The sequence below is a fragment of the Dyadobacter sp. CECT 9275 genome (assembly GCF_907164905.1).
Taxonomy (GTDB): domain Bacteria; phylum Bacteroidota; class Bacteroidia; order Cytophagales; family Spirosomataceae; genus Dyadobacter; species Dyadobacter helix.
In genome coordinates, this window is the sequence record NZ_CAJRAF010000002.1 from 2467797 (window position 1) to 2482863 (window position 15067).

General features: G+C 47.4%; 10 protein-coding genes. 5 read left to right on the forward strand and 5 right to left on the reverse strand.

The features are described from left to right. Positions 1–54 precede the first annotated feature (54 nt). From KOE27_RS18005 to KOE27_RS18025, 5 genes are all read right to left on the reverse strand, one after another. Entirely contained in the window at positions 55–1527 is a 1473-nt protein-coding gene (locus KOE27_RS18005; protein ID WP_215240208.1) for a sulfatase-like hydrolase/transferase, read from the reverse strand. 35 nt (positions 1528–1562) lie between these two features. Continuing rightward, positions 1563–3260, reverse strand: a complete 1698-nt coding sequence (locus KOE27_RS18010) for a RagB/SusD family nutrient uptake outer membrane protein (protein ID WP_215240209.1) — start codon at positions 3258–3260, stop codon at positions 1563–1565. A 12-nt stretch (positions 3261–3272) separates the two neighbouring features. Further along, complete coding sequence (locus tag KOE27_RS18015; protein ID WP_215240210.1) at positions 3273–6770, reverse strand: TonB-dependent receptor; 3498 nt, start codon at positions 6768–6770, stop codon at positions 3273–3275. A 207-nt stretch (positions 6771–6977) separates the two neighbouring features. Continuing rightward, positions 6978–8090, reverse strand: coding sequence for a FecR family protein (locus KOE27_RS18020; protein WP_215240211.1), 1113 nt, complete (start codon positions 8088–8090; stop codon positions 6978–6980). Between the two features lie 110 nt (positions 8091–8200). Next, positions 8201–8758, reverse strand: a complete 558-nt coding sequence (locus tag KOE27_RS18025) for an RNA polymerase sigma factor (RefSeq protein WP_215240212.1) — start codon at positions 8756–8758, stop codon at positions 8201–8203. Positions 8759–9125: 367 nt separating this feature from the next. On the opposite strand from KOE27_RS18025, the gene KOE27_RS18030 reads away from it, so the two are divergent. The 5 genes from KOE27_RS18030 (at position 9126) to KOE27_RS18045 (ending at position 15058) form a co-directional block, all read left to right on the forward strand. Beyond that, positions 9126–9947 carry a helix-turn-helix domain-containing protein gene (locus tag KOE27_RS18030; protein ID WP_215240213.1) on the forward strand — a complete coding sequence of 274 codons (822 nt, stop codon included), beginning with the start codon at positions 9126–9128 and terminating at the stop codon, positions 9945–9947. A 68-nt stretch (positions 9948–10015) separates the two neighbouring features. Further along, positions 10016–10570 (forward strand): DUF5655 domain-containing protein, encoded by a 555-nt coding sequence (locus KOE27_RS18035; RefSeq protein ID WP_215240214.1) that lies wholly within the window; start codon positions 10016–10018, stop codon positions 10568–10570. Continuing rightward, entirely contained in the window at positions 10571–11005 is a 435-nt protein-coding gene (locus KOE27_RS30055) for an LIC_13387 family protein (protein ID WP_406566859.1), read from the forward strand. Positions 11006–11137: 132 nt separating this feature from the next. Then, positions 11138–11560 (forward strand): VOC family protein, encoded by a 423-nt coding sequence (locus KOE27_RS18040; RefSeq protein WP_215240215.1) that lies wholly within the window; start codon positions 11138–11140, stop codon positions 11558–11560. Between the two features lie 444 nt (positions 11561–12004). Beyond that, on the forward strand, positions 12005–15058 hold the full coding sequence (locus tag KOE27_RS18045; RefSeq protein ID WP_215240216.1) for a SusC/RagA family TonB-linked outer membrane protein: 3054 nt from the start codon (positions 12005–12007) through the stop codon (positions 15056–15058). Positions 15059–15067 lie beyond the last annotated feature (9 nt).

Below are 15067 nucleotides of genomic sequence, written 5' to 3' on the forward strand. Positions count from 1 at the left end.
AGGCCATCTCCATTTCTTTGGGACGGCCTCTTTTCAAGGATATTGCTGCTTACGCTAAATCTTGTTCAAAAATGCGGAAAGGTCGAGCGGGTCGTTCATCATTTTTTGCTGTTCGAGCATCCTCATTTTAAGCTCTTTCAGTATTTTTTTGCTCGACGTATTTGCAAAAATATCATGCATTTCCTGCGGGTCTTTGAGCATATCAAACAGCAGTATCTTACTGGCCGCCGGGTATATGATCATCTTATATCTCTCAGTCCGTACCATTCGCTGAAGATTCATATAACAGCCGTAAATCTCTGTGTAGGGCCCCGGCTTTTTGGCATCCTTTACAAGCGGCAGCAGGCTGTTGAAAAAAACGTGCTCCGGTTTTCTGACTCCGGCCAGTTCGTACGACGTTGCCATAATATCCTGCAGGTATACCTGCTGATTCCTTTTTTCACCCTTTGGAATTGCCGGTCCTTTGATTACCAGCGGCGGACGCATACTGTGGTCAAACATGCTTTGCTTGCCCATCAACCCGTGATGCCCTACTGACAGGCCGTGATCTGCCGTAAAAAGAATGTAGGTATTATCCATTTTCCCACTTTTCTTAAGAGCATCCAGAATCCTTCCCACCTGTTCATCCATATACGAGATACTGGCGTAATATTCCTGGATATTTTTTTTGACAGCATAAGGCGTCCTTGGAAATGGTGCGAGTTGCTCGTCGCGTAGGTCGGTGCCGCAGCCCATCTCGGTTTTGTATGGATAATCGTCGAGGTAGCTGGCAGGCAGCTTTATCTGATCGACAGGATATTTGTCCAGCCATCTTTTGGGTGCCTGCCTGGGGTCATGTGGTGCATTGAAAGCCAGGTACATAAAGAAGGGGCTCTCCTTTTTGGAAGCGTCCCGAATGTACCCCACGGCATCATCTGCCAGTACCTCACTCCAGTGCTTGCCTCCCTTCCAGAATCCTCCGAACTCCTCTTTCCATGGTTGCCAAACAGTATCCTGCCGTGAAAGCGGGCGGTTGTACCCCTGTGGTGTCTGGTTAGGCATTCCCGGCCTGATGTTGCTCACATGGTCAAAAAGTTTCCCGGCATCTGTATCCACATGCCATTTTCCGCTCATGTAGGTTTCATACCCCGCACGCTTCATTTGCTGGGGCCAAAAACCATCAGCAGCTGCGAGTGAGGCATAATCTGCTTCCTGTTTTTTCACATTCCATACGGACATCCCTGTAAGCAACATGGCCCTGCTTGCCACGCAGACTGCTCCGTGCCAAGCCCCCATATTGAACGCATGGGTAAAAGTGGTACCTCCTTTTACGAGACCATCCAGGTTGGGCGTAATGACCTGATCGCCTCCCAGTGCATGCAGCGTGTTATATCGCTGATCATCCGTAAAGATTACTATGATATTAGGTTTGACGGCTGCGACCGGCCTAACCTCCGTAACCTCTTTCCTGGGAATATTACTGCTGATTACCACCACCAGCAGAACAGCACTCAGCAAAGTAAAAATTGAGATTGCCTTTTTAATCATGAGGAATCATTTTTTAACCAGGAATTTTAATATTTCTATTTCCAGCCCGGATTTTGGGTCAGATTGGTATTCAGCCCAAGCTCGTCGAGGGGAAGTGGGAGCAAGTAATTTTTGGCTTCATCAAAAGTACGTCCGCCCGGTAAGGATTTTCCATAGGGCAGAATAAATCCTTTATCGTTCACGAAGATACTGCTGCCAATGACTGCCTTTGGAAATTGTTTCTGGACAAACTTCATACCCAGAACTGGCTTGTTCAGTAACCTTCCGGCCTTCCATCGCCGTAAATCATCGAACCTGAGCCCCTCTATCGCCAGTTCCACTCTTCTTTCACGCCTGATTTCATCCAGTAGAACCGGTATTTCAGGAAACTCCGAACCCGTGTCCTTCACCAGGCTGGCAATCACCATATCCGGCATGCCGGCTCTTTTACGTAAAAGATTGATCGTTTTATCGATCACCGCCTGTGTTGCCAGGCCCAGTTCGGCTTTGGCTTCGGCATTAATGAGCAATACTTCGGCATACCGATAGATGGGAGCATCCATGATGCCATTCTGGATCCGAACGTATTCGGTCTGATCGGGCGACCAGAACTTCTGGATCTGGTAACCACTGGGGACTACGCCCACACCGCTAAAATCAGACCCTGGAATAGCCGGGGCACCAAAACCCGCCTGAATACCTGTACCAGGTGAAACTATTGTCTGGGTAAGACGGGGGTCTCTGTTTTTCATTTCCACCTGAATACTGTCGTCTCCCAGGTACAGAGGGCTTTGGGAAATGGGTTTACCATCTTTACACAAATAGGATTCTACGAGCGTCTTTGACGCACTGGTATTGAAATTATTCAACTGGATATTCCAAACCGTGGCGTTTCCTAATAACCCGGTTGCGTAGGCTTTGTAAAGTAACATCTCCTTATTGGAGGCCAGATCCATCGCATTGAACAACGAAGCATAGTCGGCCGAAGCGTTGCCGGTTGAATGAAGCTGATAATGGCCCTCGTTAATCAACTGGTCGGTGGCTGCAGCGGCTTCCTGCAAAAATTTGTCTCCCCCGGCCATGTTGTAGTATTTGCGGTAAGTTCCTTCAAACAGGCATATTCTTCCTTTTAGAAGCAAAGCAACATCCTTGTTGATACGACCTGCCTCCGCAGCGCTCTTTACCGGAAGATTAACAATTGCAGTATTAATGGTAGCCAACAGAGAATCCATTACCAGTACCCTGGTGTCACGCGGGGCGAATAATTCGGGCGAATTTGTGGTAAGATCTTTTGAAAGCCAGGGAACGTCTCCGAAATCTTTGACCTTATTAAAATAATCCCATGCTTTAAAAAAACGTATTTCCCCTGCATAGCGGTCTTTCAGTTCCTGGCTGATGGGGGTCTGATTGTACCTGGCCAGAAAATAATTACAGGATCTGATCAAAGTCCAGGTCCAGCCTCCCCCGGTGGCAGGTACAATGTTTTTTCCTGCCGCAACCAGGTCAAAATTCAACGGCACCATATTGTCGCTCTGCTGGTCGCCAAGTACGATCGGGCTTAGATTGGTTCCTGTTGAATGCCCTGCAAAATTGGCATACAAGGTATTAGCGTATTGCTTAAGCTCGTTTTCGTTATGCCAGAAATTATTTTCGTTCAGAGAATCGGTAGGATATCTGTCCAGAAGATCCTCTGTGCAGGATACTGCTAAAATGGCAATGAATGCGATCGTTATCCTTATATATTTATTAAACATGGATGTGCCGGTTTATAAAGAAAGTTGAACACCAAAAGAAAGAACTCTTTGAAGCGGATAGAATACCCCTACGTCGCCTGAGCCTGTAACCTCGGGATCAAAATTGCCCTTGAGTTTGGTATATTCCCACAGGTTCTGTCCGGTAACGTATAGCCTGGCATTGGAAAGTCTGATCTTCTTTATTGCTTTTAAAGGGACCGTGTAGCCAAGTGATATGTTTTTCAACCGCATATAAGCCGCACTTTGCAGGTAACGCGTTTGAGGCAGAATGTTAAAGGTTGAGCCCGCTTTATAAATCGGATAATATCCGCCCGGGTTCGCTGCCGACCAGGAATCCTGATATACCTCTCTTGTTCCCACTGCAGCGGGGTTGTTGATAGCTCCCCAGAAATAACTTCCTGACGGTACAAAATCCCGCTTGCCAACACCCTGAATCAGTAGACTGAAGTCGAAGTTGAACCACGCCAGATTAGCCGTAATTCCGTACTGATACTTGGGAGTAAGGTTTCCTATGATCTTCTGATCTCCGGGATTGGCAACCGTATTGGCCCCTCTGGTAATTACCCTGTCGCTGTTTAAATCGCGGTACTGCACGTCACCAGCACCCCATTTTCCGGAGTTCCCCAACTGGTCCTGGTTAGCAGCGCTGGTTACGTCACCGCTGCTGGTAAATATACCAGCGGATTCAAATCCCCAGATTTCTCCGATTTTTTGGCCAACATAGTTGTCTGTGATCAGCTTGTTGGGGTTGTTGTCAATCTTGGTAATGACTGCCTGGTAGTTGGACAGCACCACGCCCACATCATACCTTAGTTTATTAGGTAACTGGTCCGTCCATTTGGCACTGAATTCAAAGCCGGTGGTCTGTAGGTCGGCTGCGTTGCGCTGGGGTACCGCGGTTCCCAGTACGGCGGGAAGCCGTCCCCCGGCTACCAGCATGCCAGCAGTAGTGCGCCTGTACCAGTCAAATCCAATATTGAGTTTCCCCCACAGATTCGCATCCGCCCCGAAATCCAGGGTGGATACTTTCTCCCAGGTCAGGTCCGGACTTACCAGCCCTGGCGCGGAAATACCCAGCGGAAGCGTACCGCCCAGTATATGAGAAACCTGCGGTGTAATACCAAACAGTGAAATGTAAGGAAAGTTACCATCCACCAGCTGATTACCGAGGCTGCCATAGGAGGCTCTCAGCTTCAGATCATGCAGTACGGGCGAAAGTGGCTTCATGAACTTCTCCTTTGAGATGCGCCAGCCCGCAGATACCGAAGGGAAAAAGCCAAAGCGCCGCCCTGCGGGGAATCGTGAGGTTCCGTCGTACCGGCTGTTAAATTCCACCAGGTATTTCCCCATGTAGTCGTAATTCAGACGGGCAAAAACGCCCCGGATCGCCCAGGAAGTCTCTACATCGGTGGTAGTGGTGGTTCCTGTGGCCAGATTGAAAACCGGGACACCTCCACTGACGAGGTCCTGCTTCCTGACAATTGAGCCGGTAAGATTATACCACTCCTGGTTGTAACCCACCAGTGCCGACAGCGAATGTTTCCCTGCCAATACGGTATTGTAATCTGCATAGAGGTTCCCGGCGAAATAATCCGATGAATTGAAATCTCTCTGAATAAAAGATGGAGAGGTTCCGGATATCTGAGTGATCCAGGTATCCCTGATATAAGGGAACGCCACCTGATTTTCCTTGAGCGTCTGACGAAGCGCAGTGTATGAGAAATTTCCGCTGACCTTAAGGCCGTCTATCACTTCCGCCTCCGCGTTGACAGCATATACGCCCGTGGACGACTTATTGATCTTCCTGGACCCGCTTTCTAAAAAATTCACGAAACTCTCCGTTGCAATGCCCTCTCCCACCGGTGAACCTGCCGGGGTTTTGGCCGGAAATAGTACCTGAGGCTCACCGCGGGTCATCTGTTCCCACCAGTCCGACCCCTTGTTCGGATATTTGTGGGGTTCATCGTAACTGGTGTTAACGTAATTGACCTTTGCCCCTACCTTAAACCATTCGGTGAGGTCAGTGGTAACATTGGTTGTGAAATTATATCTTTTGAACACATCCGTGGATGTTTTAAATAACCCGTTCTGGTTCAGGAAACCACCCGAAACATAGTATGAGGTTTTGTCGTTTCCGCCGTTCAGATTAAGGGTATGACTTTGCCCCGGCGCCCACATTTGCACCATATCCTTAATTACGTTGGGTGATGCGTTCCAGAAGATCTTTCCGTTGGGCAGCATGTGGTAACTGGGATTGTTGACGGGATCGCGCTGGTAATCTTTCACCCAACCGATCTGTTCGTCGGCGTATTTTTGGGTACCATTTAAGTTTTTTTGTGCTACATTCTGTGATTCCAGGTATTCGCTGGTGCTCAGCAGATCGGGCAGGTACGTAGGCTTGTTAAATTGCATGCTTCCGGAATAGCTGATCTGCGGCTTACGATCCTTTCTGCCCTTTTTAGTGGTAACCAGGATCACCCCAAATGCTCCCCGGGCGCCATAAATTGCTGCAGAGGCCGCGTCTTTCAGCACCGTGATGCTCTCTACATCCGCGGGATTCAGCAGGTTGATGTCCATCTGAATGCCATCGACCAGAATTAGTGCCCCTCCGCCACTCAGTGAGGTAGTACCCCGAATATTGAAAGTTGGATTGGCGTTGGGATTTCCATCGGGATTGGTGACATTCAAATTGGGAATTAATCCCTGCAAAGCCTGTCCAAGTTTAACAACAGGCCTGCTGACCAATGCCTCGCCGCTTACCTGGGCAATTGCGCCCGTAACGTTCTCTCTTTTTTTGGTACCGTACCCTACAACAATGACCTCGTTCAACAGGCTCTGGTCTGCAGGGAGGTCGATATTTATTTCAGAAAACAGTCCCACAGCCTTTTCTGTTGTTTTGTAACCTACAAAGGAAAAAATCAGTACCGACTCCGGGCCGTCAACACTGATCTGATACTTGCCCTCGGCGTCCGTCGTAGTACCCTTTGCAGTACCTTTGATCACGATACTTACACCAGGCAAACCTTCTCCCTTTTCATCTCTTACCCGACCTTTTACCACGACATCAACAAATGGTTTCCCATTCTCTGATGCCTGGTCCTGCGCTTTGTCAGAAGGGAGAGGCTCGCTACGGGCATCGGCTGCTGGTCGCTCGCTCCTGCTGATGATGATCAGATCCTCAGAAAGGCGGTACTTCAGAGCAAGAGGAATGAGTATTTCATCCAGCACTTTATTAAGAGGTTCATTTTTTACCTTCAGCGTCACCTTCCTGTGAGAGCGGATCAGCCGTGCACTATAGACAAACCGAGCCTTGACCTGCTGTTCTATCTGCCCCAGCACGTTGTCTACGTTCTGGTTCTGGACATGCAGCGTTACCTTTTGACTTAACAGTGCCTGGGCATTGCCTTCTGTTGCATACGCGTTCCCCAGCAAACAGATAAGCAGAAGAAACTGGGTAACTGACAGGCGCATAAGGTGAATAAATAATTGAACCCGATAAAATTTTTGCATAGATTTACTTCGTTTTATGAATGAGAAATTGGTAAAACAATCCCACCATCCTTTTTTGTAAGGATGTTTTGATTTGAGCAATCTCGATGGGATGAAATCAGGGCCGGTATGTTCGTAGCATACCGGCTCCTTTTTTAAGCGATTAAAAGGTAAGCTGGGAGTCGGTCATATAAGGGTAGTAAAGGTTTAGGATTTGTCAGTATCTTTTTAATTTAAGCAGCTATTACCATAAATGATGATTTTGCCGTCCAGTACCTCGTACTTGGCTTCAATGGCTTCACAAATCACGTTAAGCTTTTCAAGCAATGGTTGGTTGGACAAAGTGGCCGTGATAGGACAGTCGGAAATCAGATCAGCATCGAAAATGATATCCACCTGATATGCATTTTTCAGATCATTAAGCACATCCTTGACCGGCGTGTTATTGTAATCGAATCGGGAAACCTTAACACCGCCAGGTACAACGGCCGGAGCATCACTGAGCGTTTTGACCATCCGGTCCCCATCAGCATTCAGAACGATCTTCTGATTGGGTGTTACCACAATGCCGTTTGATTCATTTTGGGTACCAGATGCCGACTTTTCGAAGTCATCCTTCCTGAAAACCGATACCTTTCCTTCCCTTACCTCTACCGAAATCTCCTGATCGCCCTTTAATGCCCTGACAATGAAACTGGTACCTAACACCCGTGTTACCAGCTTGTGCGTATAAACCAGAAATGGGCGGTCAATATCTTTTGTAATTTTGAAATAAGCCTCCCCTGAAAGGTACACTTCGCGCTTTTCCTCCGAAAAGGCAGGAGGAATACTCAGGCTTGCATTGGGCTCAAGAACAGCTACACTCCCGTCGTAAAGATGTATGGTTTGCTTGGAGGAAGTACGATTAACCTTTTCTACTAACGACTTCCCTTTTGTCAGTCCGGTATACTGTGTCCCCGGCGTAGCCTGCAGCACATACCAAACCGCAAGGCCGCAAGCCGCTACCAGCACAGACGCAGCCGCTGCCCAGATCCATGATTTTTTGCTCTTGAAAGAATCTTCACCGGCAGAGGCACTCCTTTGTTTTTTATCCTCCAGTATCCGCGTAATCAAACCGGTAATCTCTGACGCAATTTCATCATCGCTGATGTGGGTACCGTAGCGTACGTATATTCCTTGCAGCAATATACGAGCCTCGCTGATTTCAGAAGCCTGCTGGGGAAATTCCGCGATGTAGCTGTTCCAGAAGGCCACCTGGGAAGCCGTTCCGTACCGGACCCATCCCTGGAAGTCTGCATCCAAAACGAAATCCTCTACACAGTAATCTTGGTACCTGTTCATGATTGATATGCTTGCTACCTATACATAGGCAGCCCTGCGGGGATCATAATCAAAAAAATATTATTTTTTTAAAATAGAGATTCCGACCCCTCATCCGGGAGACTGTTTGTCTAAATCCGATCTTTCAATTCTTTGATCGAACGGTATAACAGATTGGCAGCGGCCTGCCTTGAAATGGACATCACCTGCGCAATAGACTCATTGTCCAGGTTTTCATAAAACTTAAGGTAGATAATTTCCTGTTGCCGTTTGGGTAAAAGCGGAAGATGATGATTGATCAGCCGGACCTTTTCGGCGTTAGATTCAAACTCTATGATTTTTTGCTCAATGGACAGGTCTCCGTCATCGGTTTCGAAGTCGAGTTCTCCTTCGTCCGAAATCCAGTTCCGCCTGCTGCTCTCACGGTGTATTTTTCTGCGAAGGGATTTGAGCAGGTAAAATTTAACGAAATCGGTTTCGCCAATCGTTTCCCTTTTACTCCACAGTTCAAAATAAAGGTCCTGAATACAATCTTTCACAAACTCCCGGTCGCGGGAAAATTTCGTCCCATAAGTAAACAGGCTTCGATAGTACTTCCGGGCAATTTCGCCAAAAGCATTTTCATCACCACTCCTGAAGTAGTTCCACAATACGTTGTCGTCAGAAGCAGACTCATCGAATTTTGCCATTTATAATGACTGGCTGTTAAAATACAGGGTACAATTTTACCTTTATTTTTTTCATTTTGTAAATTAATCCTGGATTGTACCACTCTTCCCCGTCAAGCCCAGCATGTTTCAGTTCAGAAGCTTTACAAACCCAAGGTTCTGAATACGGCCCATGAACGAAGGGATTACCCTGGTACAGGAGCAGGAAAATATGCCCTTTGGACCTGCTCATTTAATTTTAAGGTTCGGTCAATTTTTATCAAAACCAATTATTAAATTTGGATACAGGTAACTCCCGACTGCCATACTGTTTCATGCTCAAAAGGCAACAGAGCCAAATGGAACAGAACATCCTGAGAACGAACACCTCTGAAAACAACGTGTTGCAATGATACTAAAGCGCATCCTGCCAAGACCAGAACTGGTTCATCTCATTGACACTTTCTGGGTTTTTGAAAACGATTTTGGAGTACCTACGGACGACAGCCGAGTAATTGCTCCGAATGGCAAGGCTAAGTTTATTTATTCCTACCGCAATGGCCTGTCCACGGTAGAAAACGGTATCCAGACAGACTACAAAGAACAGGATATTTTCTTCATCGGCATCTGGGACAGACCTGTCACGCTGGTTTCAAAATCCCGGGCCACCGGAACAATTGGCATAGAACTTACTCCAAACGGACTGCACCGCTTTACAAGATTATCAGCTTCCGAAGTTTCCAACAGAATACACAGCTTTTCTGACATATATGGCGCGGCAGGCCAAAACCTTTTGGAACGACTTTCAAATACGCAGAATCTGGAGGAAAAAATTACAGAGTTGCAAAACTTTCTAGTTGCTATTATCCAGTCGACTAATAGAAACAATGCGTTGATTGACGATTCGGTACGCCTGATCCAAAACGCCTCGGGCCTGTATACAATCAAAGACCTCGTAGATAAATCAGGGTACTCCAAACGCTACCTGGATATGCTTTTCAAGGATCACCTGGGCATTTCTCCCAAAACCTATGCAGGTATAGTCAGGTTTCAGTCCTTCTATGATTTGTGGGCCAATACGGAACAGACAGACTTCTACAAGGACAGTTTATACGAATTGTATTATGATCAGGCCCACTTCATCAAAGAGTTCAAAAGATTTACCGGGCACACGCCATGGCGTTATGCCAATTTGAAGAATGACTTCGGGAAAATATTTTACCGAAGGTGATTATTTCCCTTTTTTACAATTTAATGCTTTCAGCCGCTGCTACTTTTGTTTTAAACAAATCAAAACGCATGGACAAAGTAACAGCTGAAACAATGGCGGCCAATCTGTTAACAAACACAGGTAAAAGCCTGGCGGAATGGGCAGATTTCGCGAAGAAAAACAACAAAGGCAAGCACGGCGAAAGTGTAAAATGGCTGAAAGAAAATTTCGGTTTGGGTCTGTTTTTTGCGGATCTGATCGTGCACAGAGCCAATGGGACCGATGCGGGTTCTTTTACAGATGACCAACTGATAACAAAGCAGTACCAGGGCAAGGAGCACCTGAGAGCCATATATGACACCCTCATTTCGCAGATTACATCTTTCGGTTCCGACATTGAAATAGCCCCGAAAAAAGGGTACGTCAGTCTGAGGCGGAAAAAGCAGTTTGCCTGTCTGAAACCGGCTACAAAAACGCGATTTGAGATTGAGCTGATCCTCAAAGGCCAGCCCGCTACTCCATTACTTGAAGCCATTACAGGGGCTGGGGTCATGTGCACACATAAGATAAAAATTGAGAAAGCAAGTGAAATAAACATTGAGATGATTAACTGGATTAAACTCGCCTATAGCAAAGCAAATTAAATGATCAAGCCAGCAACATTACTAAGGATAGCGGCAGGGTGTCTCCTGTTCTTTGCAGTCGGACATAGTGCCGGACATTTGGCCAGGCATCGGGTGACGGACCCGAAAGCTAAAGAGGTAATCCGCTATATGACAGAAAACAAATTTGACATGTTTGGTCAAATGCGCAGCTATGACGAGAACTACACCGGAATGAGTTTCAATCTCATTCTTACACTACTATGCCTTGCCTGCATACTCTGGATATTATCTTTCCAGGCTGAGAAACAACCAGTTCTAACTCGAAATATTCTGATACCGGTTACCATCTGTATCCTAGGTTTTGGTGTGACAAGTTTTCTGTATTTTTTTATGCTGCCTGCCCTGACCTGTCTAGCGGCATCAGTTTCCATGTTGTTGTGCATTGTGTACCTTTCAAGAATCCGCAGCATGTGAAACGAAGGGTATAGATTGTCAGCATAGGACAGGCTTTACATCATAAAATTTTCTAAAAAAAGGGCTCTGCTCCTGACATACTGTTGTCAGGAGCAGGATTTATTTTTGGTCCTCATTTAAAAGACCGATAAAATGAATCTAGTATCCATTCGCATCATTACAGCGCAGATTGATCGCTTAATACCGTTTTATGCAGAAATCACGCAGGCTTCTATTAAACAGTATACCCCTGACTTTGCGGAACTAAAGACGAAAACCGCCACGCTGGCTATAGGCAGTACCAGAACATTACAGTTTTTCGGTGGTGAAAGTGTCGCCCAGGCGGGTGAAAACCATAGCGCCATCATCGAATTTATGGTAGACGATGTTGAGAAGGAATATGAGAGGCTGAGCGATTTTCTTCAGCCCTATATCGTTCAAAAACCAACCATGATGCCCTGGGGGAATAAATCTCTTTTGTTCCGTGACCCCGATGGCAATCTGGTAAACCTGTTTACACCAGCGACCTCGGAAGCGATCCAAAAATTCGCGACAGATCCCCACGCAGCGTCCTGATATCCCATACTCTCGCGTCCTCTGAAAAGATGTTTTTTTACTATACTAAATATAGTAACTATTGGGATTTCTTCCTTAATCACCGGACTTTTGCGCCAAAGATTAATTATCCGGTTAATAAATTTTCAATTTACCTCCAGACACCACTTCAACGCCCCGGCCAGCCTGGGGCGTTTGTGATCTCCCACCAGGCCATATTTTTAATCTTTGCTGCTTTGGGCTGGTTGCCAATAGTATAGATCCGTGCATTTTTCCCGCAGCAACCTAAAGGGCAAACTGCCTTCTTTGGTCTCCTCAACCTCTGGTATCAGTTATAAACAGGCGGTTTCATATTAAGTCTTCGGCCAACCAGTATCTCTTGCAAGGTATGTTTAAAATTTAGTATTAAATTGCGAATGGTACTTTATCAACCAATAATATGATTTATTTTAAACCATTACACGTATGAAAGAAAATCGTCTAAAAACCTTTACTCTTTTGATCCTGTTGCTGCTAACATTTGGGTCCATTTCACTCGCTCAGAGCCTTGATGTCACAGGAACTGTGAAGGACGAAACCGGAGCCGTAATTCCCGGCGCAACCATTCTTGTAAAGAGTACAACGGTCGGAACCGCTACCGACGAAAATGGGGCTTTCAGTATCAAAGTGCCCGACCAGGCATCGGTCCTGGTGGTTTCCTCGGTAAGTTATGTAACCCAGGAAATAATTGTGGGTCAGAAATCAGTGATTGACGTCGTCCTCGCTGCCGATGTCACGCAGCTTTCCGATGTGGTGGTCATCGGGTACGGAACGCAGAAAAAGGGCGATCTGACGGCACCCGTTTCCACCATTAATACGGATGATATGCTGAAACGGACCACGGCTACGCCCATGGAAGCGCTGCAGGGAAGCGTGCCGGGCGTGCAGGTGGTAACGAGCGGGTCGCCGGGAAGCTCGCCCAGTGTGAGGATTCGCGGGATAGGCTCGTTCAACAATTCCAATCCGTTATACGTAGTGGATGGTATGTTTGTGGACGACATCGGCTTCTTAAACCCCAACGACATTGCAGACATGTCGGTACTGAAAGATGCCTCGGGAGCGGCCATCTATGGGGTACGCGCCGCCAATGGCGTGGTGATCATCACCACCAAAAAAGGGAAGCTAAACATGAAAACCAGGGTGACTTACAACGGATATGCCGGTTTGCAGATGCCCACCAACGTCCCCAAAATGGCCAACGGGCAGCAGTTTGCAGCTTATGCACTGGAATGGCGGACACCAGCCGACTCCGGGTCTGTGAGAGAATCAGTAGCCAGGTATGGGGGCAGCGGGTTAAATCCCTCCACCAGCACCGATTGGTACAAAAACCTGCTGCGAAAACAAGCGCTGATCACCAACCAGGGTGTGGATGTTCAGGGAGGCAGCGACAAGGTGACCTATACGGCCGGTTTTAATTACACCTACCAAAATGGGGTGATGGAGGCTAAAAATGATTTCAGAAGGTACAATTTCCGCCTGCAGATGGAGGCAAAGGCTTTCTCCTGGCTGAAATTGGGTTTCACTTCTATCTTCAACAACTCCACCACCCATTTTCCTAACAACCAAGCGTTCCTGACGGCTTATACCGCCTCGCCCCTGTTTCCTGTTTATGACGACAAGAACGTAAACGCATTCCCGGTAAAGTTTGCAAACAGCGGTCTCATTGGCAGAGGAGATGAAAATGCAATTGCGCAGGCCTATTACAATTTCAACAGGCTGAAACAGTTCCAGATTTTACCATCTGTTTACGCGGAAGCAGATTTCTGGGAAAACCGGCTCACCTTTCGCTCGCAGCTCAGCCAGCTCTATTCATCAGGTCTCCGGGCCAATTATGTACCTCAGCGTTCGCTGGGAACGGCCGTGCTTGTCTCCAATCTGGCGTCTACGCAGGAGCGTACCACCAACTATATTCTTGACAACCTGCTGACCTACAGGGATGGTATAGGATCGCACAACTGGACTGTGCTGCTCGGACAATCATCCCGGCAGGAACAATGGCGGATGACCCGGGTTTCGGCTGATAACGTTCCGGCCGACGAGGAGTTCTGGTATACCCGGCAGGGAACGCCTAACAGTGCCTATTATGATGAAGACGGATACCGTAACAGAGGGGTGTCTTTCTTTGCACGCGGTACCTATGACTTTGACCGTAAGTACCTTCTGACCGCCACTTTCCGCGCCGATGGCAGCTCTAAATACCAAACCAAGTGGGGGTATTTCCCTTCCCTTGGCCTTGGGTGGGTATTGAGCCACGAAAATTTCATGAAAGACCAGGACCTGTTTGACTTTCTCAAACTGCGGGGAAGCTGGGGTAAGCTGGGAAATGACGGTATCCGCCCCAACTCAGGCTATGCCAGCGTAACGGTAGGAAATCAGGGTTCATCTATTTTTGGTTCTACCGGTACGTCCAACGGGCAGTATGTCCCTGGGTATACTGTAAACAATTTCTTCGCCAACATCACCTGGGAGGTAGTCACAGAATGGGATTTCGGAATTGATTTCGAACTTCTTAAAAACAAGCTGAAGGGTTCCGTTGATTACTACAACCGTAAAACCAGCAACGTGGCCCTGGAAAGGTCGTTCCCATTTGGAGCTCCCAACATTTACGGCAACTGGGCTTCCATGGAAAACAGCGGGGTCGACGTCTCCCTGAGCTGGAATCATCAGATCGGGAAACTGGGTTATCAGATCGGTGCAAATCTTTCCACCCTCAACAACAAGGTTACCGATATCGGCTCACTGCTTAACATTCCTGGCGGATATTCCGAGTGGATGGCCGAGTTCCCGAACCGCATAGAAGTGGGACAGCCCATTCAGTATTTCTATGGATATGATGTGATCGGTATTTATCAGAACCAACAGGAAATAGATGCGGACCCCGTAGCCGTGAATGCGAACGCGGCCGTACCCGGCACAGTACAGCCAGGTTTTTTCAAGTACCGGGATCGGAATGGCAACGGAATCCGTGACGACGGCGACCGTACCTTCCTGGGATCTTACCTGCCAAAAGTTACCTATGGCTTTAATGCCAGCCTTACTTACGGCCGTTTTGATTTCAGCGTGGTTTTCCAGGGTGTGGCAGGCAATAAAATAATGAACCTCAACCGCGGCAGATACGTCAAAGGGCAGTCGTCGCTCAACCTGGATGCAGAGTTTTACGAAAACCTCTGGACCGGCCCCGGCTCCACCAATTCGTATCCTTCTGCTTTCGCACTTTCCAGATCCTGGAACCGGCCGCAGGGCGCTTCCTTCTTTGTCGAAAATGGTTCTTATCTGCGCGTGCAGAATGTGCAACTTGGGTATAACTTCAAGATTGGCGACAAATCGCCGGTATCCATGCGTGTTTTTGCTACTGCAGACCGGCCTCTGATTTTCACGAAGTACTCCGGTTTTACACCGGAAATATCCGGAATCGGGTACGATGCCAACGTATACCCGATATCATCTACCTATAGCATCGGCGTAAGAGCCACTTTTTAATTCTGGTTT

Coding starts and splice junctions, on each gene's coding strand:
- KOE27_RS18005 (WP_215240208.1), bottom strand. CDS start 1,527: ATGATTAAAAAGGCAATCTCAATTTTTACTTTGCTGAGTGCTGTTCTG.
- KOE27_RS18010 (WP_215240209.1), bottom strand. CDS start 3,260: ATGTTTAATAAATATATAAGGATAACGATCGCATTCATTGCCATTTTA.
- KOE27_RS18015 (WP_215240210.1), bottom strand. CDS start 6,770: ATGCAAAAATTTTATCGGGTTCAATTATTTATTCACCTTATGCGCCTG.
- KOE27_RS18020 (WP_215240211.1), bottom strand. CDS start 8,090: ATGAACAGGTACCAAGATTACTGTGTAGAGGATTTCGTTTTGGATGCA.
- KOE27_RS18025 (WP_215240212.1), bottom strand. CDS start 8,758: ATGGCAAAATTCGATGAGTCTGCTTCTGACGACAACGTATTGTGGAAC.
- KOE27_RS18030 (WP_215240213.1), top strand. CDS start 9,126: ATGATACTAAAGCGCATCCTGCCAAGACCAGAACTGGTTCATCTCATT.
- KOE27_RS18035 (WP_215240214.1), top strand. CDS start 10,016: ATGGACAAAGTAACAGCTGAAACAATGGCGGCCAATCTGTTAACAAAC.
- KOE27_RS30055 (WP_406566859.1), top strand. CDS start 10,571: ATGATCAAGCCAGCAACATTACTAAGGATAGCGGCAGGGTGTCTCCTG.
- KOE27_RS18040 (WP_215240215.1), top strand. CDS start 11,138: ATGAATCTAGTATCCATTCGCATCATTACAGCGCAGATTGATCGCTTA.
- KOE27_RS18045 (WP_215240216.1), top strand. CDS start 12,005: ATGAAAGAAAATCGTCTAAAAACCTTTACTCTTTTGATCCTGTTGCTG.